Genomic DNA, 18,872 nt, shown 5'->3' with positions numbered 1-18,872 from the left:
CAATCAAACCCGAAAGCGAGATACGTTACCATCGAGGGTGTGGCCAATCTTTTCGATATGCCCGCTATAAACATCGTTTTCGCTTGCGGCTGCAGCGGCTTCCTGGCCTTGATCCGCAATACGGGTAATCGACGAATTCAGCTCTTCCGTTACCGATGTTTGCTCCTCAGAGGCCGTAGCAATCTGAGAGGTCATCTCGCTAATGGCGGTAATGGCGCCAGTAATACGGTTCAGGGAATCCATGGCATCCTGAGCTTTTTCCATGCTCACGTTAGACACCGCGGTTGATGCTTTCATTACCTCTACCGCGTCATTGGCACCCGTTTGCAGGCGCTCAATCATATTGTTGATTTCTTCAGTGCTTGTTTGAGTTCGTCTTGCAAGGTTTCTTACTTCGTCGGCAACCACTGCAAAACCGCGACCAGCATCCCCTGCCCGCGCAGCTTCAATGGCGGCGTTCAGTGCCAACAGGTTGGTCTGCTCAGCAATGCCCTGAATAACTTCCAGCACGGTTGTGATGGAGGCAACATCGCGCCCCAGTGAGTCGATGACCTCGGCAGCCGCGCTTACTTCGTGGGAAAGCTTCTGCACCGCATCCCGCGAGGCAGACATGGTTTCTAGCGATGCACGACTGTCGTCATCTGCAGTGTTGGCCGCATCTGCGGTTTGCTGAGCATTTTGTGCAATTTCATGCGCCGCTGCGGACATCTCGTTTATCGCCGCCGCTACCATATCGATTTCGGCCTGCTGATTGTCAACGCTGCTGCGGCTAGTCTTGGCTGTATTTCTAAGGGCGGTTACGTTGCTGGCCAGCTCGCCGCTTCCCTGTTGGACTTCACGGACAACCTGATGGATTTTACCGACAAACTGATTAAAACTTGCAGCCAACTGCCCAAATTCATCACGGGCGCTGTCATCCAGGCGCTGGGTGAGGTCAGCATCGTTTGATCCAATATCTGCCATGGCAGCATTCAACCTGCGCACGGGCGCCATCAAGGTGCGAATTCCCAGATGAAGCACGACGAGCGACACCAAAAGCCCAACGATGGCGATAATCGCACCGGTTATCATGGCGCTTCGCACAGGGGCGTTTATTTTGTCCTGGTTTACGAAGGTACCCAGGTACCAGTCAACACCACGGGCATTGCTGATTGAGTGAAAGCTGGCGCTCCAGGCAGAACCTTCCTGCTCATAGCTGTGCACGTCTTTGTTCAGCTTTGGAGCCTCACCAAGCAGTGAGCTGATTTTTTTGCCAATCAGGCTTTTGTTCGGATGGTACAGAACTGTGCCGTCTTTACTGATCAGAGCTGCATACCCGGTGCCTGCCAGGTTGATCACTGACAACATTTGCTCAATGGCATTGAGTGTAATATCCGCGCCGGCAACGCCTTGATACGGCCCACGCCTCACAGGCGCGAAGGTTGAGATAACAATCTCGCCGGTTGCAGCGTCGAGATAAGGCGTAGTAAAGGATCCACGCCCGAGATCCATGGCCCTCTTGTACCAGGGGCGAGTGCGAGGGTCATAACCTTCAGGCAATGCATCGGTGTCGGCCTGGGTTTTCATCACCATGAAACCATCAGCGCGGCCAACGTACACATCCTTGAAATTGCCGCCGGTTGAAATCGCCTGCAACAACGTATGTGCCTGTGAATCGTCTGACACTGTTTCGAGGGCTTTAGCTGTTGATTCAGTCATGACAAGGCGTGTGTTGAGCCATTCAGCAATACTCGACGTATTCTGCTCCGCTGTGTTTTCGATTAACGAATCCACATAGGTTTGCGATGTATTCTGCAGGCGGAGGTTCCCGGAAATCGTAAAGGCGGCCATCACCAATATCAGGAGAATGCTGAAGGTGACCAGCAGTTTTTGACCAAATGTAAGATGCACGGCGTACTCCTGAATTTGTTTCATTGATTAACGGCGGTCTGTGCGAACTCTTTAATGCCTTCTGATAAACTTGTTTCGAACATTCATTTCACCGCCGTACAGGAGCCCCACTGAATGGCCCATGAAGAGCTGCACCTAAATCTCCGCAACCTGAAGCTTGATGATTATGAACAGCTCCAGGTACTCATGGATCGGGTTTACGACGACATTGGCGGGGCTTGGCCCAAAGATACCATTAAAGCGCTGGTTGAACAGTTCCCGGACGGCCAGATTTGCATTGAAGATAACGGCCAGCTGGTGGCCGTGGCTCTGACAGTTTCGGTCAAGTATGAGCGTTTCAGTAACCCTCACACCTATGACGACTTGATTCTGAGCAATGAGCAAATCCGTCATAACCCGAAGGGCGACTCGCTTTATGGGCTGGATGTGTTTATTCATCCTGAATATCGCGGCTACCGGCTTGGTCGCCGGCTGTACGAAGCTCGCAAGGAACTTTGCCGCTCGATCAACCTGCGCGCCATTTTGGCTGGTGGGCGTATACCGGGCTTTCACAAGTATTCAGAGCAGTACTCCCCTGCCGAATACATAGACCGCGTTGACCGCAAGGATATCTACGACCCGATTCTGAGCTTTCAGCTTTCCAATGATTTCCAGGTCACCCGTCTGATGCACAAGTATCTGCCTGAGGATGAGAAATCTCTAGGGTATGCGACTTTACTGGAATGGCGGAACATTCTTTATACCCCACCCTCCTCAGTATTGAACGAAAAGAAAACCCAGGTACGTATGGGCGCCGTTCAGTGGCAAATGCGTGAGTTCGGCTCAGTCGAGGAAGTGCTGGAGCAAGTTGAGTACTTTGTGGACGCCCTCTCTGATTACAAGAGTGACTTCGCGCTCTTCCCGGAGTTTTTCAACGCGCCCCTAATGGGCTTGACCGATCAAGTTGATCAAACCCGAGCCATACGGTTCCTCGCCGGCTTTACGCAGCAGTTCCGGGATCGTATGTCAGAGATGGCGGTGAGCTATAACATCAACATTATCACCGGTTCCATGCCACTGCTGGAGAACGATCGGGTCTATAACGTGTCCTATCTTTGCCATCGAGATGGCCGGGTAGACGAACAACGAAAAATCCACATTACCCCTCACGAGCGCCGCGACTGGGTTGTTGAAGGTGGAAACAAGTTCGAAGTATTCGATACAGACTCAGGGCGGGTTGCGATCCTTATCTGTTATGACATCGAATTTCCCGAGCTTGGGCGTATTGCCGCCATGAAGGAAGTCGACATCATCTGCGTACCCTTCTGGACAGATACCAAAAACGGGTATTTGAGGGTTCGCCATTGCGCCCAGGCCAGGGCTATTGAAAACGAGTGCTATGTGGTCATCACGGGCAGCGTCGGGAACTTGCCGAAAGTGGAAAACCTGGATGTGCAGTACGCTCAGTCATCGGTATTTTCGCCGTCTGATTTCGCATTCCCACACGATGCAGTAATGGCTGAAACAACACCCAATACCGAGATGATCATGTTCTCGGATATGGATCTGGAAAAGCTCACACTGGTCCGCAATGAAGGGTCTGTTACCAACCTTAAAGACCGTAGAATTGATATGTATGAAATTATCACCCGATAGCTGTTGAAGAACAGTGTTAAAGGTTTATCGTATGGCACTGATGGCGTTGCAAATCCCGATTTCAGTGTCTATTGTTTAATCAATTGTTTAATCAATATCCAAACCGGATCTGTAGAGACTTGGTATTCATGAACGAAGCGTTGCCCGATCTTATTGCCCGATTCACAATTCGGCATGGTCTGTTCCGTAAGGAACGGGTTGATGCTGCGCTTTTTGAACTGGACTCTTACGGGTGCGTTATGAAGACGGACAAGATGTTCAATCCAGGCGATACAGTCACGCTCGATCTGATTATGGACATGCCGTTTGATAAAATCCGGGCGGAGAATGTGTCTGGGTTGATTACTGAACGCAGAAAGCACTGCAGCAACTTTTTTTATTCGATCGACTTTTCCGATTTAAAGTCAGACGGTGACACCACTCTTGAAGAAAAATTACGCCGTATCAGAGAGGTACTTTCCAAAAAGCAGTCGTTGAAGTCACGACGTTCCTCGGGTTCTGTGTCCAACATGCGGCATATGGCCTGATTCCTATCCGTTTTACCCGCCTGCAAGGAGTCAATACCATGGCGAAAAATGCCAAATCGAGCGTTGATAAAATTGTAAAGAAGGTCAACAAAGAATTTGAAAAAACCTCCGCCCAGATAGAAACTTTGATCAACGATGCAATGAAGCACTTCGACTCTCTGCAGCATCAGGTTCAAGACCCGGTGCGCAGATTACTGAAAGAAGTGGATGAGCTTCGTGAGCGCGAAATGAAGCGCTTTAGTGATGAGTTTGAGCGCCGGCTGGAAGAGTTCCACGAACTGCAATCCAACATTCTCGAACGTTTGGGTGTAGCTTCCAAAGAAGATATTCGCAAAGCCGAGAAAGAGAGCAAGAAGCAGCTCAAGAAAGCGCCTGCAAAAAATACTACTGCCAAAGAAACCAAGGCCAAAGCACCTGCGGTCAAAAAAGCCGCACCTAAAAAGGCAGCAGCCAAAAAGCCCGCAGCAAAGAAAGCACCGGCAGCCAAGGCTAAGAAAGCCGCCGACAGAAGCGATCTTACCTTGGTTAAAGGCATTGGGCCTGCCACAGCCAAAAAGATGAAAGACGCCGGCATTACCTCCATTGACCAGATTGCCAATCCATCGGCAGCAGACACGGAAAAGCTGAAGGCTTTCTCCAGCATCAAGGGGTTCGACCAACTCACGGCCGAAGCTAAGAAAATTAACTGATGCGAGCGCCTGAGCAGCCTGTATTACGGGACATTGTCCTGATTGGCGGCGGGCACAGCCACGTCGGGGTACTCAAACGGTTTGCAATGAAACCCGTTCCCGGCGTGCGCTTGACCCTCATTTGCCGTGACACTCACACCCCCTACTCCGGAATGCTGCCAGGTTATGTGGCTGGGCATTACAGCTACGACGATGTGCACATCGACCTGAGCCGGCTGGCGGAATTTGCCGGCGCACGATTCTACCGTTCCGAAGCCATAGGCATAGATCGCAACAGCAAGCGCGTAATCTGCAAAGGCCGTCCGGATGTCCCTTACGACATACTTTCGATCAACATTGGCTCTTCCCCCAGAGTGAATGAGGTTGAAGGGGCTACTGAATTCGCGGTGCCTGTAAAGCCAATCACGGGCTTCAACAACCGGTGGCTTTCCCTGCTCTCCCGTATCGAGAATCACCAAGGGCCGCTGACGGTTGGCGTTGTAGGTGCAGGAGCGGGAGGCGTAGAACTCACACTTGCCATGCAGTATCGCCTCAAGAACGAGCTGGAAAAGCGTGGGCGGGATTCCGACCAGCTGCACTTCCATTTATTTGATGCAGCCAAAGAAATTCTTCCGACCCACAACACCAAAGTGCGTGAAATTTTCCGAACGACACTCTCTGATCGTGGCGTAAAGCTCCACCTTGGGTCCCCGGTAGAAAAAGTCAGCGATGGGTTGTTGCGCACTGCCTCTGGCGAAAGCCAGCAGGTAGATGAAGTTCTTTGGGTTACCCGAGCTGGCGGACCAGCCTGGCTTCAAGAAACCGGCCTGGCACTGGACGACGGCCTGTTCCTCCGGGTGCGTGACACCTTGCAGGTTGAAAACGACGACAGCATTTTTGCCGTCGGCGATATCGCTAATGTGGTTAATCACCCCCGTGAAAAAGCGGGTGTGTTTGCCGTGCGTCAAGGCCCACCACTGGCGGACAACCTTAAACGCATGGCATTGGGCAAAGCCCCGAAAGATTTCCACCCCCAGAAAAAATGGCTGGCGTTGATCAGTACCGGTGACAAGTACGCGGTAGCCTCCCGTGGCGATTTGCAGTTCGATGGTGCCCTGGTGTGGCGCTGGAAAGACTGGATCGACCGTCGGTTCATGGAAAAATTCACCGATCTCCCTCCCATGGAAGAATCTGGCGTTTTACCCGATACCACGGCAGCCCAGAATCCTGAGGAAGCATCACAAGCCATTTCTGCGGTTGCCATGCGCTGCGGTGGTTGCGGTGCCAAGGTAGGCAGCACGGTTCTTTCCCGTGCCTTAGGTGAGCTACGCCCCATCGAACGGGACGATATTATTATAGGCCTGCATGCGCCCGATGATGCTGCAGTACTGAGAGTCCCGCCAGGGAAAGCGGTGGTGCATACCGTCGACTTTTTCAGGGCTTTTATTGACGATCCCTATACGTTTGGCCGCGTTGCCGCCAACCATGCCTTGGGTGACGTTTTTGCCATGGGCGCGGAAGCCCAAAGCGCGACTGCCGTCGCGACGGTGCCCTACGGTATCGAATCCAAGGTGGAAGACGTTGTTTTCCAAATGATGTCTGGCGCAGTGGATGTGCTGAATGAAGCCGGCTGTGCTCTGGTGGGTGGTCATACTGGTGAAGGCCGAGAGCTTGCCTTGGGCTTTGCAGTAAATGGCCTGATCGATCCTGATGAAGTGATGAGCAAAGGCGGCCTGCGAGCCGGCGATGTGCTCATTCTCACTAAGCCGATCGGCACCGGAACGCTCTTTGCGGCCCACGCCCGCTTGGCGGCCAAAGGCCGTTGGATCGATTCTGCTCTCGCCTCCATGGTGCAGTCGAACAAAGCAGCAGCAGACTGCCTGCGTCGTTTAGGCTCCAAAGCCTGTACCGATGTGACCGGTTTCGGATTGTTGGGACATTTGGTTGAAATGACTCGGCCATCGGGTGTGGATGCGGAATTGGACCTCTCTGCTATTCCCATCTTGCCAGGTGCAGAAGAAACCGTTGCGGCAGGCATTCTCAGTTCTCTTCAACCGGCCAACATACGCTTGCGTCGTGGTATTCGGGATCAGGAAAAATGGGTGCATCACCCACGCTATCCGCTGATTTTTGATCCACAAACTGCCGGCGGCTTGTTAGCGAGTATTGCGGCAGATAAAGCAGAGGAGTGCGTTCGAGAGCTAAAAGCCCTTGGCTATCCGCATACCGCCATCATCGGTCGGGTCACCCCGCAGGATGAAAGCGGGCCAATCGAGCCGATTACGTTAAAGGACTAAACTCAGGATTCATTCCCGGAGCAGCGTTGCAATGCAAGTGAAAGCGCCTGTTCCAGGGATTCCTGTTCTTTTTCAGGCGTAAACTGGCTTGCCAGCTGGTTCACCTGCTCTCGTAATTGCTCCAAAAATGCTGAATCGGTTTCAGCCCGTTCAAGAACAGCGGCCAACGCAGACGTGTCGCCCACCGGGTAATACCCGGCGTAATCCTTACCAAGCAACCCAGTATTACCGGAAATATCTGAGGCAATCACCGGTAAACCCGCTCGACAGGCTTCCGATACCACGTTGGCCCCACCTTCCATCACCGAGCTCATTACCAATAACTGGCTATTCGCCATCAGCTGCACAACATCGGCTTTCTCAAGCTCGCCAAGCCAGTGAAACCTTGGGTTCTCATCTACTTCCTGGGTCGCAAGTTTTTCCCAATGTTCATCGTGGGCCTTGCCCGCGCACAAGACACGGATTCGAGATGTTGTGGGCAACAACCTTGCCGCCTTAGCCGCCCGCAGTGAGTCCTTTTCAGCCCTGAGGTGGCCGATAACACACACGTCAAAATCATATGTGGCAGGGCCACCATTTCCGGGCACTTCTGCCGGCTTATCAGCTGACTGAAAAAGCGTGACCAGCTTGCCCCGAAAACTCTCAGGGATATCGTCCCCCACTTGTGCATGCAGTCCAATCAGCGCGTCGGCCGCCTGCATGGAGTAAAGGGTTTGCTCAGGATATTTGTACTGGTGCCCATATATGTCTGTTCCCGTAAGAGCCACCACCAAAGGTTTGCCCGGCCAGGTCTCACGAAACAAGTGCACGGCATCGTAGCTGCGCCAAGCATGAAGGGCTAAGAAAAGCTCACAGGGTTCACCACGGTATTCCGTGACAACTGACACCTGATGCCCTGAACGTTCCAGCAACGCCTGCCAACGTTCTGCAGTAGCCCTGTTGCCAGCTTTCGAGCCAGGGGCCGCAGGCGTGATGATGATAATATCCATAGGTATCTTTGGTATAAGGACACTGTTTCAGGGCCCGGGTGAAACTTTGATAGACTTGCATCGCGTTTCCGGAGAATAGTGCCCGGAAACCTGACCTATTTAAACACGCAAAACGTATAGCTGTTCAGGCTCGGCAACAATCAGAGTATCCTACGCCTTTGCTATATCAATCACACAACCGATCAAGGAATTCAAATGGCTTTGAATCTTATACGGAAGTTAGTGGTTTCCAGTTTGTTCTGCGTCACCGCGGTTACCGCATCGGCGGAGACATTTGTATTTACCGCAATCCCCGACGAAGACGAAACCAAACTGGTAGAGCGTTTTCGCGGTGTGGCGGATTACCTTTCTGAGCAGTTGGATGTTGAAGTGCGTTACATCCCGGTAAAATCATACGCTGCGGCGGTTTCAGCCTTCCGTAACAACCAGGTGCAGCTGGCATGGTTTGGCGGCCTATCCGGCGTACAGGCCCGACGACTGGTTGAAGGGTCAGAAGCGATCGCTCAAGGCGTTGAAGACGAAGCGTTCGAGACCTACTTTATTGCCAATACCAACACAGGTATTAAACCGGCTGGTGAACTGAGCGATCTGGAAAGCCAGCTCAAGGGCAAAACCTTCACCTTTGGATCCAAGGGTTCAACATCTGGTCGCCTTATGCCTGAATTTTATGTGCGCGATACGTTTGATTCCAAGCCAGAGGATTTCTTTTCGCGGGTTGGCTTCAGTGGCAACCACACGCGTACCCTTCGTTTGGTTGAGGCCGGCACTTACGATGTAGGCGCACTTAACTTCCAGGTTTGGGAGAAAGAACTGGGTGACGGAAACATTGATACCGATGCCGTTCAGGTTATCTGGAAAACACCTGCATACCCTGATTACCAATGGACCATTCGTGGAGATGTGGATGAGCGGTTTGGTGAAGGCTTCAAGATGCGTGTTACCGAAGCACTGCTGAATCTGGATAACCCCCAACTGCTTGAAAGCTTTCCGCGTTCAGGCTTTATTCCTGCCTCCAACGACGACTATGAGCCGATTCGTAAAACAGCTGAAGAGATTGGAATCCTCGATTGATGTCAGGCTTTGATTTCTCTGGCCTCACGGCTTCATTCAGCGGCAAGCGGGTTATAGGCCCGCTGTCGCTGCAGATTAACCCGGGCGAAAAGATTGCGCTGGTGGGTAAAAGCGGTGCGGGAAAATCCACCCTCATTCGGCTTATCCATGAACGCGTTAACCGGGACTCTTCCCTCATCCCGCAAGAGCTGGGTTTGGTGAGCGCCCTCTCTGTGTTCCATAACGTCTACATGGGGCAGCTGGATAAACATGCCACCTGGTACAACACGGTTACCCTGGCGCGCCCCTTCGCCAAGGACCGTACCGAAGTAAACAGCTTGCTGCAGTCACTTGGCATGACAGAAAAGCTGTGGACACCCACGGCATCCCTGTCGGGTGGTCAACGACAGCGAGTTGCCATTGCCCGTGCTCTCTATCGTAATGCACCGGTGCTGCTCGCAGATGAGCCGGTTTCGGCGCTGGATGGCCCTATGGCGCATTCGGTAATGACACTGCTGCGGGACGGCTTTTCAACCAGCATTATTGCGCTGCACGATGTGGAACTGGCGCTGAAATACTGCACCAGAATTGTTGGCATACAGGATGGGCAAATCGCCCTGGACGAAGCTGCCGAACGCCTTGCGGCTTCAGACATCATGTCTCTTTACTAGGTAACCCGGCCGTTTCATGCTCTCTTCCCCAACGGTTCGTACCAGCCTTATTTTCCTTGCCATTGCCTTGGTGGGGCTTCTGTTTGCCGATATTGCCATTACAGCCTCCAACCCCTGGCGAGATCTTGGTAATTTCTTCCTGGGAATCGTAACGCCCAACTTCTTCAGTAGCGAAGGGCTGATGACTGCCCTGTTAAGAACGGTTGCTTTTGCGTTTGTTGGTGTGGCGCTAGGTGGTATTGCCGGGTTCCTTCTGGCGCTGGTGTACCGATCCTTACCCGTGCGCATGTTCTGCGCCTTTGTGCGTGCCATTCACGAACTGTTCTGGGCGCTGATTTTTCTGCAGTTCTTTGGCTTTCACCCCTTAACGGGCGTGCTGGCTATTGCTATCCCCTACGCGGGCATTTTCGCCAAGGTGTACTCGGAAATTCTCGAAGAGGCAGATCCGGAACCCGGTCGGGCATTGCCTCCGGGCACCGGAGTTATCTCTGCGTTTCTCTATACCCGCATCCCCGATTGCTGGGTGAAAATGCGCACCTATACTGCTTACCGCCTTGAATGCGGCTTGCGCTCCAGCGCGATTCTTGGCTTTGTTGGTTTGCCAACACTCGGGTTTTATCTGGAGGCCTCGTTCTCCCAAGGGCTGTATTCAGACGCCGGCGCCATGCTGATTCTGTTTTACATCCTGATTGCCACCATGCCCCTCTGGGTGCGGCCAAAGCTTCTGCCTGTATACATTCTTGGTGCCCCCTTCTTTCTTGGTGAGGGTTTGCCCATTGTGTGGGGCAACGTGCAGCGTTTCTTTACGGAAGACATAGTGCCTGCGCCACTGCGGAATGGCGAAGGTCTCGCGGGCCTTACCCCCTGGTTGAATGATTTGATGATTAACGAGGCCATGCCGGGCATCTGGAACACCATTGTGCTCACTCAGATTGCCTTGGTGGCTACGGGGATTATATCGTTGCTGGCATTCCCGTTGATCTCAAATCACTTTGGCGGTCCCATAAGGCGCAATGCCGGCCATGTTGCATTGGTGATCGCTCGCTCTACACCTGAGTACATTCTGGCTTATATTCTTTTGCAGCTCTGGGGGCCATCCATGTTGCCAGCGGTTGTAGCTTTGGCTTTGCACAATGGCGGCATCATAGGGCACCTGATAGGCCGGCAAACCAGCTCAATCAAACTTCGCCCGGATGCGCCAAGCGGCTTAAATCGATATGGCTGGGAACTGGTGCCCCGTGTTTACCGTTCGTTTTTGGCGTTTTTGTTCTATCGCTGGGAAATCATCATGCGGGAAACAGCCATTCTGGGGATTCTCGGCATCTACACCCTGGGTTTCTATGTAGACAGTGCCATACAGAACATCCGGTTTGATCGAGCCATGGTACTGATATTGGTAACCGCCCTGCTCAACATCGGTGTGGATACACTAGGGCGCTATATACGTCGAAAGCTTGCACTCCAGACCATGCCAACTTGCTAAGGCGCAGCGCCATAGAGAATAGAAACTTAGCGCTTACACTCTATGTGCCCAGTCACCATGTCGGAACCGCCTGATACGCTGCCCAGAATATCTGATTTGGCAAAAATACCCGAGCGATGCAGCAAGGAAACGCCGACATAACAGTTGCTTACCGCCTTGTTATCAGTAAACAAACGAAGTGGCACATCCAGCTGTCCCTCTAGGTAATTGAGAAAACGTGAGGTATTTCGCTCCCGTTTGGCCTGTTTAACCTGCTCTACATAAGGCACTTCCGCTGCATAGGAAAAGCCAAAACCAATACCAAAGCGAAACCACTCCTTCGATGACCAGGGCGGCTGAGCCGGCGTCATGGCCATTACATAGGCGTTGTATTCACCAAAATTGTCCTGGTATCCATTTTCGAAACGGCGATTTATCGAAAGCCTGCCCCAATAATCGACGTACTTGCCGTCGGAAATAAGTTTTCCAAGCGTTAAGCCGGCCATGTAGGCGTGAACATCTTCGCTGCGCTTTAGAGTACCTGTGAGTGTTCGAGTAAAAGGTCCTTCTGCCTGATAACCAGAATTCAGTCGCCATGACCACTCCCCTGAGCGCTCCGAGCCAGGCTGCTTGGTTGAATCGTTCAGTGCGTTCCCGAACAGGTAGGCAAAACCGAATGTGGCCGAAACAAGCTGCGACTCGTCCACCAGCGGGCTGTTGTAGATCTCGCTATCCACATGTTGGGAGGCGACGTTTGTAAACAGCAGCAAGCGTGATGTTGCCTGATAAGAAGAGTTAATGCCGGCGCGCCAGAAAGTTGCGGAATCCGGCTCATAGACAGGCCTGTCAGCCCTCGCCTCATTGGCGTCAACGCCATAGTAATAATCTGTAAGGTCGCTGTCCTGGTACACGTAGCTGACAAACGGCGTGAAAGACCAGCGGCCAAGTTCCCAGCCGTAGGAGTAGGTAAAGTCCCACTCATAACCGTTGTGAACACCAAGAACATCATTTGCCCAAGTTGTTGAAAGTGCGCCCCAATCACCAAAAATCGTGGCTGAGAAGCCCATATCGACAGTTTGATCCCTATCGCTGATGCCATCGAAATAAGGGGTAGCATCCGATTCAAGCCGGTTAAACCGATACTTGGCAAGCAAATCGACATTCAACCAATCCGATTTAACAAGGTGCGCTCCCGCTGAAGTGCCATGGGCAAAAAGCCATTTTCCTTCATAAAGATAGAGCGGGATAAGGTCTGCTTTGCTGTCATTGAGTACGCCGGATATATTATCCACCCCAACGTAAGGGCTAGTCCCTCTGCGCAAGGCGGCCCCAAGGCCAACTGTGCCTGCGGGCACTTCGTTAACAGACGTTCGGGTGTCCGGCAGGCTGGCGTAACCATCACCCGCAGTTAAACAAAGGCTCAGACAGACGCTGAACCTGATACATCCTGATTTCATCTTGAGTTTCGGGTTTGTCGCAGATACCCGTGGTTATAAAACAGGGCCAATGGTTGCGATAACGTTGTGCCAAATCCTTTCGTGATAATGCCAGGCAAGAACCTCTGGCAAACTGACCACCTCAGATCGGTCGATATAGCTCTGCTGGCGTTCCTTAATGGCCTTTGTTGTGGCCTCATCTTGCAGAAGGATATTGTTTTCGTAGTTGAGATCGAAGCTTCTCAAGTCGAGATTCGACGACCCGATCAGGCTGATTTTTCCATCAATGGTGAGGGTCTTTGCATGCAGTAACCCTCCTTTGAACTCATGAATAACGCAGCCCGCATCGAGAAGCCGATGATAATAGCTGCGGCTGGCAGCGGCCACAATCAAGCTATCATTAATTTTGGGGAAGATCAGCGCAACTTTCACGCCCCTGTATGCAGCGGCACAAAGGGCTTCCAGAACCGTAGCGTCCGGAACGAAATAAGGCGTAGAAAGGGTCAGTTCGCTTTGGGCGCAGGCAAACAGGTTAGCAAAGAGATGAGGCGTGGCACCGTGGCGCTCCGTTGGGCCAACGCCCATAACCTGTGCAGGAAAACCGCCTTCGCCACGCCCTGACGATAATGGTATGCCATCCAGTGACTCGTTGGTGGCCTGCATCCAGTCACTGGCAAACAGCAATTGATTCTGAACCACTACCGGCCCGGTAAACCGAAGCATGATATCGACCCAGGGCGCGTATTTTGCCTTGATCAGAAACTCCGGGTCTGCTGAGTTCCGGCTGCCGCAATAAGTGATGCGAGCATCAATTACCGTAATTTTTCGGTGGTTCCGGAGATCCAGCCGGCTGGTCAGAATGGTGCGAATAGGATGCTTCAAGGATAGAGCAACCGCCATACGAACGCCCGCCTCTTCCATACGTTGCCAGAGCGGGGAGTTAATAATCGCACGTGAACCCAGCCCATCCGCCATGGCCCGGCATACCACGCCCCTATGAGCCGCTCGAATCAGGGCTTCAGCAATGGCGTGACCGGTATTGTCGTCAAGCCAGATGTAATAGAGCACGTGAACGTGATCGGTAGCTGCATCTATATCGGCCACCATTCTTTCAAGAGTTTCATTGCCGTCTTTCATCAGCTCGGCGGTATTACCCGTTGAAGGATGGAAGCCATTGATGGAACCTGCATAACGAAATGCAGGCCGATACACCGGCTCAATTAGCGCCTCGGTATTGGCAGCATCACCCATAAACCAGGACGCTTTCGCCCTTATTTCGTGGAAAACTTCTTTGTGTCGCTTGCTTGCGCGATTGCCAATATCTGTTTCGCCGAACAGGAAATAAATTGCGCTGCCGAAATAAGGCAACAAATTGAGAACCACAAACCAGGCGAGCCGACCAGGAGGCGAGAGATCATCCCGGAGCAAAATCCGAATGGTAAACGTGAGAACCAAAAGAGTGTGGAGTACCAGAATAATCGTCATCAGGCTGCCTTTGGTGGTATTGGGGCCTTCTCTCTTTCACTAGCCACTGGGAACCTTGTCACAATTTCTGCAGGTCGGTCGGCTTAAAGGCCGGTAATGACCAAGAGTTCGCGGCGACTTAAGGATACAATCCGTTACACTGTTGAAACGTTCTGTAATAGTTCATTCAAGGTAGCACCGCTCATGATCGAAGGACTTGTTGTACTGACTCAGGTCGGCCTGCTGGTTTTGGTTGTGACCCTGGTGTGGCGAATGCTAATGCTGACTCGCTCCGAACCTCTACTAGCTACTGCAACTGACAACCAACTCCTACCGGTAACACGCAAAGAAAAGCCGGTTGTTCAAAAGCAGAAACGTCTAGCTTCTGCAGATCGTACAGAGTTGTTTACCCAGCTGCACATTCTTGCAGGGCTTCAAGAGCGGGATTGTCGAATAAGTGGCCTACAGCTGAATGAAGCGCCGGAAACGGTTCGTGCATACGCCGCAGCCTGGCTATACGGAGCCGGTTGCGCTCTGTGCGACCAATCAGAACGGCACAGTGATTCATTGGCGGGCTTGGTGGCCCAGATCGCCGCCCGTAAAACCGGTATTCGACAGTCAGAGGCCGTGCAGGCGATTGCAACGCTGACTTCCTGCGGTGTCCTGCTGGCCTGTTTCCGCGCCGGGCTTGAAGGCGCGGAATTCTGGCAGACCCACCAGTACGTTCAGCCTGAAAGCAGTCTTTACTCAGCTATTACCGCGAACGCACTGATCTGATTTCTTAACTTTTGTTGTGCTGCTCCAATACCCAGTCTGTGCCCAAGGGCACTGGATCTGTCTGGTTCGGCGTGTCTACTGGTACACCTGCGACGGACGGGCGAGTAAATGCACCATCCTCCGTAGATTTCATAGACTCCACATCTACTGAGAGAATCAGGTAGGTATCTCCACCCGACAACACTCTGGCCCGATGGGTAAGGCCAAAAACAAAACGGCAATAATCCAACTTCAGCTGCATCAGATCTTGTTCTGCCTTGCGAATCTTCCTCAGTAGTACTTTTTGTACACTTTCCCCATAATCCATCATATTTTCTCTGAAGTTAGCGCGAATTCTTGCATGATTTTACACTTTTCTAAGGTTTTGTCAGCCAAGGCATAGGGTGAATAAGGGCCAGTTTGGTCTACTCAATGACCCTCACTCTGAAATATAAGCTTCAAGGGTACGGATTCTAAAAGGGGCTGCTGGCCACCCTGTAGATCAACACGCCACACCATTTCAGTGCCCGTGGTGCACAAAGGTGCAACAAACTGCGCAGAATATTTCCCGTTATCTCCTCTGCGCAGCGGTACGGGGTACTCTCCCATGTACATGGATTCCCCCCGCAAAACTGCGATGAAGCGCTCTGGTGCGACCGGCGCAGAAACGGTTAGCTGGTATTCCGTGCCCTGCCCTTTGTCGCCGATATTCTGCAGGCTAACATTCCAAACGCCCGATCCCGTTTCCCATTCACAGGGAGGCCCAAGTATGTCGCATGCAGGTAGCGCAACGGCTACAGCCCCATTGTCCGGGGTTTTTAACCAGCGAACACCCAATACAGTTACTACCGCCAGGCCCAAAACGAAACCTGAAATCAAAATCGCTCGTAACATACCGATACCGGGCTTAAACCCCCTGTTGAAAACCACCAAGCATTATGGACACTATCTGCGTCAAGGCAAAGATTTCTAAACCAGCGCCATACATGAGAAAATGCCGCGCTCGCATATCTGACCCACATTCGAAAACAGGAATACGCCCGTGCAACCGGATATTTCCGTTAAAAACCTCAACAAGATTTATGAGGGCGGTTTCCAGGCCCTGAAAAACATCAATCTTGAAATCAATCGGGGTGAAATTTTTGCTTTGCTTGGCCCAAACGGCGCCGGCAAAACCACCATGATCAGCATCATTTGCGGTATCGCCAACATGACATCGGGTGAAGTCCGTGCGGGTGGTTTTGACATCATCAAGGATTACCGCAAGGCCCGTGCAACCATTGGTCTGGTGCCCCAGGAACTCAACACCGATTCATTTGAAACTGTGTGGAACGCCGTATCGTTCAGCCGGGGCTTATTCGGTAAAGCGCCCAAGCCAGCACACATTGAAAAAGTGCTGAGGGATTTGTCCCTATGGGATAAGCGGAACAACCGCATCATGACCCTCTCTGGTGGCATGAAGCGCCGGCTGATGATTGCCAAAGCCTTGTCCCATGAGCCGCGAATACTGTTCCTTGATGAGCCTACGGCCGGAGTAGACGTAGAGCTCCGTCGCGACATGTGGGAGATGGTTCGCAAACTCCGGGAAGACGGCGTAACCATCATTCTCACTACCCACTACATAGAAGAAGCTGAAGAAATGGCGGATCGCATCGGAGTGATACGCCAAGGTGAAATCATTCTGGTGGAAGACAAAAGCCAGCTGATGAGCAAACTCGGCAAGAAGGAACTGCGCCTGCAACTGCAAAACAAACTGGACGAAGTGCCGAGTGAATTGAAAACTGAACCAGTTGAGCTGTCCGAAGATGGCTACGAACTGATATATACCTTCGATTCACAGCAGGAGCAGGCTGGCGTCGCGAGATTACTACGAACTCTTGGTGATATAGGGGTTGATTACCGCGACCTGCGCACTCGGGAAAGCTCCCTGGAAGACATATTTGTCGGCCTGGTGCATGAACAAGCCACCAAGGGCTAACAGGAGAAAGCATGAATTTTTACGGTGTTAAAGCCATCTATAACTTTGAAATGTCACGCATGCGGCGCACTTTGATGCAAAGCGTGCTCTCACCGGTCATCTCCACCTGTTTGTATTTTGTGGTATTTGGCTCGGCGATTGGTTCCCGGATGGGCGATATCGATAACATTGCATACGGCGCCTACATCATCCCTGGTCTGGTCATGCTGTCGCTTCTGATGCAAAGCATCTCCAATGCCTCGTTCGGTATTTATATGCCGAAGTTCTCCGGCACGATATACGAAGTGCTTTCTGCGCCTGTTTCCTATGTTGAAGTGGTATTGGGCTACGTGGGCGCAGCGGCTACCAAGTCTGTGATACTGGGGCTGATTATACTCGCCACCGCCAGGTTGTTTGTGGACTACAGCATACTGCACCCATTCTGGATGTTGTCGTTCCTGATACTGACCGCCGTAACCTTCAGCTTGTTCGGGTTTATCATCGGAATATGGGCCGACGGCTTCGAAAAGCTGCAGATCGTTCCCATGATGATTGTAACCCCGCTTACCTTTCTTGGGGGCACCTTCTACTCCATCGATATGCTTCCGGAAATCTGGCAAACCATCAGCTTGTTCAACCCGGTGGTGTACCTGATTAGCGGGTTTCGGTGGGCCTTCTATGGGGTGTCTGATGTGCACATAGGAATTAGCGTGGGGATGACACTGCTCTTTCTCTTCGCATGCATGGCAGGTATCTGGTGGATTTTCAAAACCGGCTATCGGTTGCGCACCTGATGCGATACCGCTACACCCTGCTCTGCTTTGTGGCCACCTTGGCTGGTTGTTCTGGCTCGGCTGCTGTTGAGCCATCAGCTGGCCTACCGGTCATCGAAGGATGCTTCGTAACGGCCTCCAGCACCCTTAGCGTTAACCTGGAACTAGCGCGTGCGCCCAGGGATCGTCAGAAAGGATTAATGGGCAGAGAGTCTATGGCTGCCAACTCGGGCATGCTGTTTGAGTACCAGGAGCAGCAGAGTCCGGATCATGGCTTCTGGATGTTCCAAACTCTCATCCCCCTGGATATCGCTTACCTGAATGACCAAGGCGTGATTGGCAACATCAAACAGATGGAGCCTTGCGACTCATCCAGTGGCGCGCGCTGCCCCAGCTATCCAGCGGAAGTTGCGTTCGTCTCAGCCGTGGAAATGAACGCAGGGTTCTTTGAAGCTAATGAAATTGGGATCGGAGACAGCCTCAAGCTTGGCGAACAGAACTGCAATAATCGCTAGCGGTCTTTCCACTCCGGTTTGCGCTTATCCAGAAACGCACAGATGCCTTCCCGCGCATCATCCGCAAGCAGATTTTCCGCCATAACCCTGGCCGTGTAGTCGTATGCATCGGCCAGGGGCATTTCCACTTGTTTATAGAAAGCGCCCTTACCTATTTTCAGCGTGTGCCCGGATTTCTCTGCAATCGTGCGGGCCATGGCGTACACCGTATCATCCAGCAATGGTTCATCGACCACACGGTTTACCAACCCTAGCTGCTCTGCACGGGCAGCGCTGATCATCTCCCCCGTAAGAAGCATTTCCATAGCGTGCTTTCGGGAAACGTTGCGAGATAGTGCGACCATAGGCGTTGAACAGAACAGCCCAATATTCACCCCCGGCGTCGCAAAGCGAGCAGAGGTTTCCGCCACCGCCAAATCACAACTTGCCACCAACTGGCACCCAGCTGCAGTTGCCACACCGGCTACCCGGGCAATAACAGGCTTTGGCAGGTTGACTACCTGCTGCATTACCTCACTGCAGCGCTTAAACAACGCCAGCTGAAACTCATGGCTATCCAGTTGATCGCGAATTTCTTTCAGATCATGGCCAGCACAAAACACCTTACCCTCAGCCGCAATCACCACAACCCGCGTAGCGCTGTCTGCGGCGATGTTTTCGAGAGCCTCACCCAACGCATTCAACATGCCCATAGAAAGACTATTGCGCCGTTCAGGCTGGCTCAGGGTAAGAGTTGTAATGCCCATCTCGTCGGTATGTCGTTTCAGCAGATTTGTCATGGC

Annotated in this window: 18 protein-coding genes; 11 read left to right on the top strand and 7 right to left on the bottom strand. The window is 52.3% G+C overall.

All coding sequences use genetic code 11. The features are described 5' to 3' along the window. Positions 1 to 3: 3 nt before the first annotated feature. A complete protein-coding gene (locus AADB16_RS11220) occupies positions 4 to 1,890 on the bottom strand; it encodes a methyl-accepting chemotaxis protein (RefSeq protein WP_410803323.1) in 1,887 nt (628 codons plus the stop codon). 114 nt (positions 1,891 to 2,004) lie between these two features. Here AADB16_RS11220 and AADB16_RS11215 point away from each other — a divergent pair, with 114 nt between their 5' ends. The 4 genes from AADB16_RS11215 (at position 2,005) to selD (ending at position 7,017) form a co-directional block, all read left to right on the top strand. Next, entirely contained in the window at positions 2,005 to 3,525 is a 1,521-nt protein-coding gene (locus AADB16_RS11215; protein WP_410803321.1) for a GNAT family N-acetyltransferase, read from the top strand. A 128-nt stretch (positions 3,526 to 3,653) separates the two neighbouring features. Then, on the top strand, positions 3,654 to 4,052 hold the full coding sequence (locus AADB16_RS11210; RefSeq protein ID WP_410803319.1) for a hypothetical protein: 399 nt from the start codon (positions 3,654 to 3,656) through the stop codon (positions 4,050 to 4,052). 38 nt (positions 4,053 to 4,090) lie between these two features. Next, positions 4,091 to 4,741, top strand: coding sequence for a helix-hairpin-helix domain-containing protein (locus AADB16_RS11205; RefSeq protein ID WP_410803317.1), 651 nt, complete (start codon positions 4,091 to 4,093; stop codon positions 4,739 to 4,741). Next, complete coding sequence (gene selD / locus AADB16_RS11200) at positions 4,741 to 7,017, top strand: selenide, water dikinase SelD (RefSeq protein ID WP_410803315.1); 2,277 nt, start codon at positions 4,741 to 4,743, stop codon at positions 7,015 to 7,017. Before AADB16_RS11205 ends, selD begins: the two co-directional genes overlap by 1 nt. A gap of 2 nt (positions 7,018 to 7,019) precedes the next feature. On the opposite strand, the gene senB is transcribed toward selD, so the two are convergent. Further along, positions 7,020 to 8,006 carry a selenoneine biosynthesis selenosugar synthase SenB gene (gene senB / locus AADB16_RS11195; RefSeq protein ID WP_410803313.1) on the bottom strand — a complete coding sequence of 329 codons (987 nt, stop codon included), beginning with the start codon at positions 8,004 to 8,006 and terminating at the stop codon, positions 7,020 to 7,022. Between the two features lie 195 nt (positions 8,007 to 8,201). Between senB and AADB16_RS11190 the strand changes: the two genes are divergently transcribed. Genes AADB16_RS11190 through AADB16_RS11180 form a run of 3 tightly spaced genes read left to right on the top strand, consistent with a single transcriptional unit; the run spans position 8,202 to position 11,210 of the window. Beyond that, entirely contained in the window at positions 8,202 to 9,077 is an 876-nt protein-coding gene (locus AADB16_RS11190) for a putative selenate ABC transporter substrate-binding protein (RefSeq protein ID WP_410803311.1), read from the top strand. Beyond that, entirely contained in the window at positions 9,077 to 9,727 is a 651-nt protein-coding gene (locus tag AADB16_RS11185; protein ID WP_309044541.1) for an ATP-binding cassette domain-containing protein, read from the top strand. The genes AADB16_RS11190 and AADB16_RS11185 overlap by 1 nt, the downstream gene beginning before the upstream one ends. Before the next feature lie 16 nt (positions 9,728 to 9,743). Beyond that, a complete protein-coding gene (locus tag AADB16_RS11180; protein WP_309044542.1) occupies positions 9,744 to 11,210 on the top strand; it encodes a PhnE/PtxC family ABC transporter permease in 1,467 nt (488 codons plus the stop codon). 26 nt (positions 11,211 to 11,236) lie between these two features. Here AADB16_RS11180 and AADB16_RS11175 read toward each other — a convergent pair whose 3' ends face one another. Both AADB16_RS11175 and cls read right to left on the bottom strand, forming a co-directional pair. Then, positions 11,237 to 12,646 carry a MipA/OmpV family protein gene (locus AADB16_RS11175; RefSeq protein WP_410803308.1) on the bottom strand — a complete coding sequence of 470 codons (1,410 nt, stop codon included), beginning with the start codon at positions 12,644 to 12,646 and terminating at the stop codon, positions 11,237 to 11,239. 33 nt (positions 12,647 to 12,679) lie between these two features. Then, on the bottom strand, positions 12,680 to 14,110 hold the full coding sequence (gene cls / locus AADB16_RS11170; RefSeq protein ID WP_410803306.1) for a cardiolipin synthase: 1,431 nt from the start codon (positions 14,108 to 14,110) through the stop codon (positions 12,680 to 12,682). Between the two features lie 183 nt (positions 14,111 to 14,293). Between cls and AADB16_RS11165 the strand changes: the two genes are divergently transcribed. Next, positions 14,294 to 14,866 carry a hypothetical protein gene (locus AADB16_RS11165; RefSeq protein ID WP_309044545.1) on the top strand — a complete coding sequence of 191 codons (573 nt, stop codon included), beginning with the start codon at positions 14,294 to 14,296 and terminating at the stop codon, positions 14,864 to 14,866. A 4-nt stretch (positions 14,867 to 14,870) separates the two neighbouring features. Here AADB16_RS11165 and AADB16_RS11160 read toward each other — a convergent pair whose 3' ends face one another. Further along, a complete protein-coding gene (locus AADB16_RS11160; RefSeq protein WP_410803304.1) occupies positions 14,871 to 15,176 on the bottom strand; it encodes a hypothetical protein in 306 nt (101 codons plus the stop codon). Between the two features lie 98 nt (positions 15,177 to 15,274). Continuing rightward, a complete protein-coding gene (locus AADB16_RS11155) occupies positions 15,275 to 15,739 on the bottom strand; it encodes a hypothetical protein (RefSeq protein WP_410803302.1) in 465 nt (154 codons plus the stop codon). A 148-nt stretch (positions 15,740 to 15,887) separates the two neighbouring features. On the opposite strand from AADB16_RS11155, the gene AADB16_RS11150 reads away from it, so the two are divergent. The 3 genes from AADB16_RS11150 to AADB16_RS11140 are packed head-to-tail and all read left to right on the top strand — an operon-like array spanning position 15,888 to position 18,090. Continuing rightward, entirely contained in the window at positions 15,888 to 16,823 is a 936-nt protein-coding gene (locus AADB16_RS11150) for an ABC transporter ATP-binding protein (RefSeq protein ID WP_410803300.1), read from the top strand. 11 nt (positions 16,824 to 16,834) lie between these two features. Beyond that, a complete protein-coding gene (locus AADB16_RS11145; RefSeq protein ID WP_309044549.1) occupies positions 16,835 to 17,596 on the top strand; it encodes an ABC transporter permease in 762 nt (253 codons plus the stop codon). Next, complete coding sequence (locus tag AADB16_RS11140) at positions 17,560 to 18,090, top strand: DUF192 domain-containing protein (protein WP_410803298.1); 531 nt, start codon at positions 17,560 to 17,562, stop codon at positions 18,088 to 18,090. Before AADB16_RS11145 ends, AADB16_RS11140 begins: the two co-directional genes overlap by 37 nt. On the opposite strand, the gene AADB16_RS11135 is transcribed toward AADB16_RS11140, so the two are convergent. After that, positions 18,087 to 18,869: an enoyl-CoA hydratase gene (locus AADB16_RS11135; protein WP_410803296.1), complete on the bottom strand. Its 783-nt coding sequence runs from the start codon at positions 18,867 to 18,869 to the stop codon at positions 18,087 to 18,089. The two genes, AADB16_RS11140 and AADB16_RS11135, sit on opposite strands and share 4 nt — an antisense overlap. Positions 18,870 to 18,872: the final 3 nt, after the last annotated feature.

The sequence above is a fragment of the Marinobacter sp. KMM 10035 genome, from assembly GCF_046537445.1.
GTDB lineage: Bacteria > Pseudomonadota > Gammaproteobacteria > Pseudomonadales > Oleiphilaceae > Marinobacter > Marinobacter sediminicola.
This window is presented reverse-complemented; position numbering and strand designations above follow the sequence as displayed.

Bases quoted from the DNA above. Each gene is read 5' to 3' on its own strand.
- AADB16_RS11185 (WP_309044541.1), top strand. From the start codon at position 9,077: ATGTCAGGCTTTGATTTCTCTGGCCTCACGGCTTCATTCAGCGGCAAG.
- selD (WP_410803315.1), top strand. From the start codon at position 4,741: ATGCGAGCGCCTGAGCAGCCTGTATTACGGGACATTGTCCTGATTGGC.
- AADB16_RS11135 (WP_410803296.1), bottom strand. From the start codon at position 18,869: ATGACAAATCTGCTGAAACGACATACCGACGAGATGGGCATTACAACT.
- AADB16_RS11145 (WP_309044549.1), top strand. From the start codon at position 16,835: ATGAATTTTTACGGTGTTAAAGCCATCTATAACTTTGAAATGTCACGC.
- cls (WP_410803306.1), bottom strand. From the start codon at position 14,110: ATGACGATTATTCTGGTACTCCACACTCTTTTGGTTCTCACGTTTACC.
- AADB16_RS11165 (WP_309044545.1), top strand. From the start codon at position 14,294: ATGATCGAAGGACTTGTTGTACTGACTCAGGTCGGCCTGCTGGTTTTG.
- AADB16_RS11190 (WP_410803311.1), top strand. From the start codon at position 8,202: ATGGCTTTGAATCTTATACGGAAGTTAGTGGTTTCCAGTTTGTTCTGC.
- AADB16_RS11160 (WP_410803304.1), bottom strand. From the start codon at position 15,176: ATGATGGATTATGGGGAAAGTGTACAAAAAGTACTACTGAGGAAGATT.
- AADB16_RS11175 (WP_410803308.1), bottom strand. From the start codon at position 12,646: ATGAAATCAGGATGTATCAGGTTCAGCGTCTGTCTGAGCCTTTGTTTA.
- AADB16_RS11205 (WP_410803317.1), top strand. From the start codon at position 4,091: ATGGCGAAAAATGCCAAATCGAGCGTTGATAAAATTGTAAAGAAGGTC.
- AADB16_RS11210 (WP_410803319.1), top strand. From the start codon at position 3,654: ATGAACGAAGCGTTGCCCGATCTTATTGCCCGATTCACAATTCGGCAT.
- AADB16_RS11180 (WP_309044542.1), top strand. From the start codon at position 9,744: ATGCTCTCTTCCCCAACGGTTCGTACCAGCCTTATTTTCCTTGCCATT.
- senB (WP_410803313.1), bottom strand. From the start codon at position 8,006: ATGGATATTATCATCATCACGCCTGCGGCCCCTGGCTCGAAAGCTGGC.
- AADB16_RS11155 (WP_410803302.1), bottom strand. From the start codon at position 15,739: ATGTTACGAGCGATTTTGATTTCAGGTTTCGTTTTGGGCCTGGCGGTA.
- AADB16_RS11215 (WP_410803321.1), top strand. From the start codon at position 2,005: ATGGCCCATGAAGAGCTGCACCTAAATCTCCGCAACCTGAAGCTTGAT.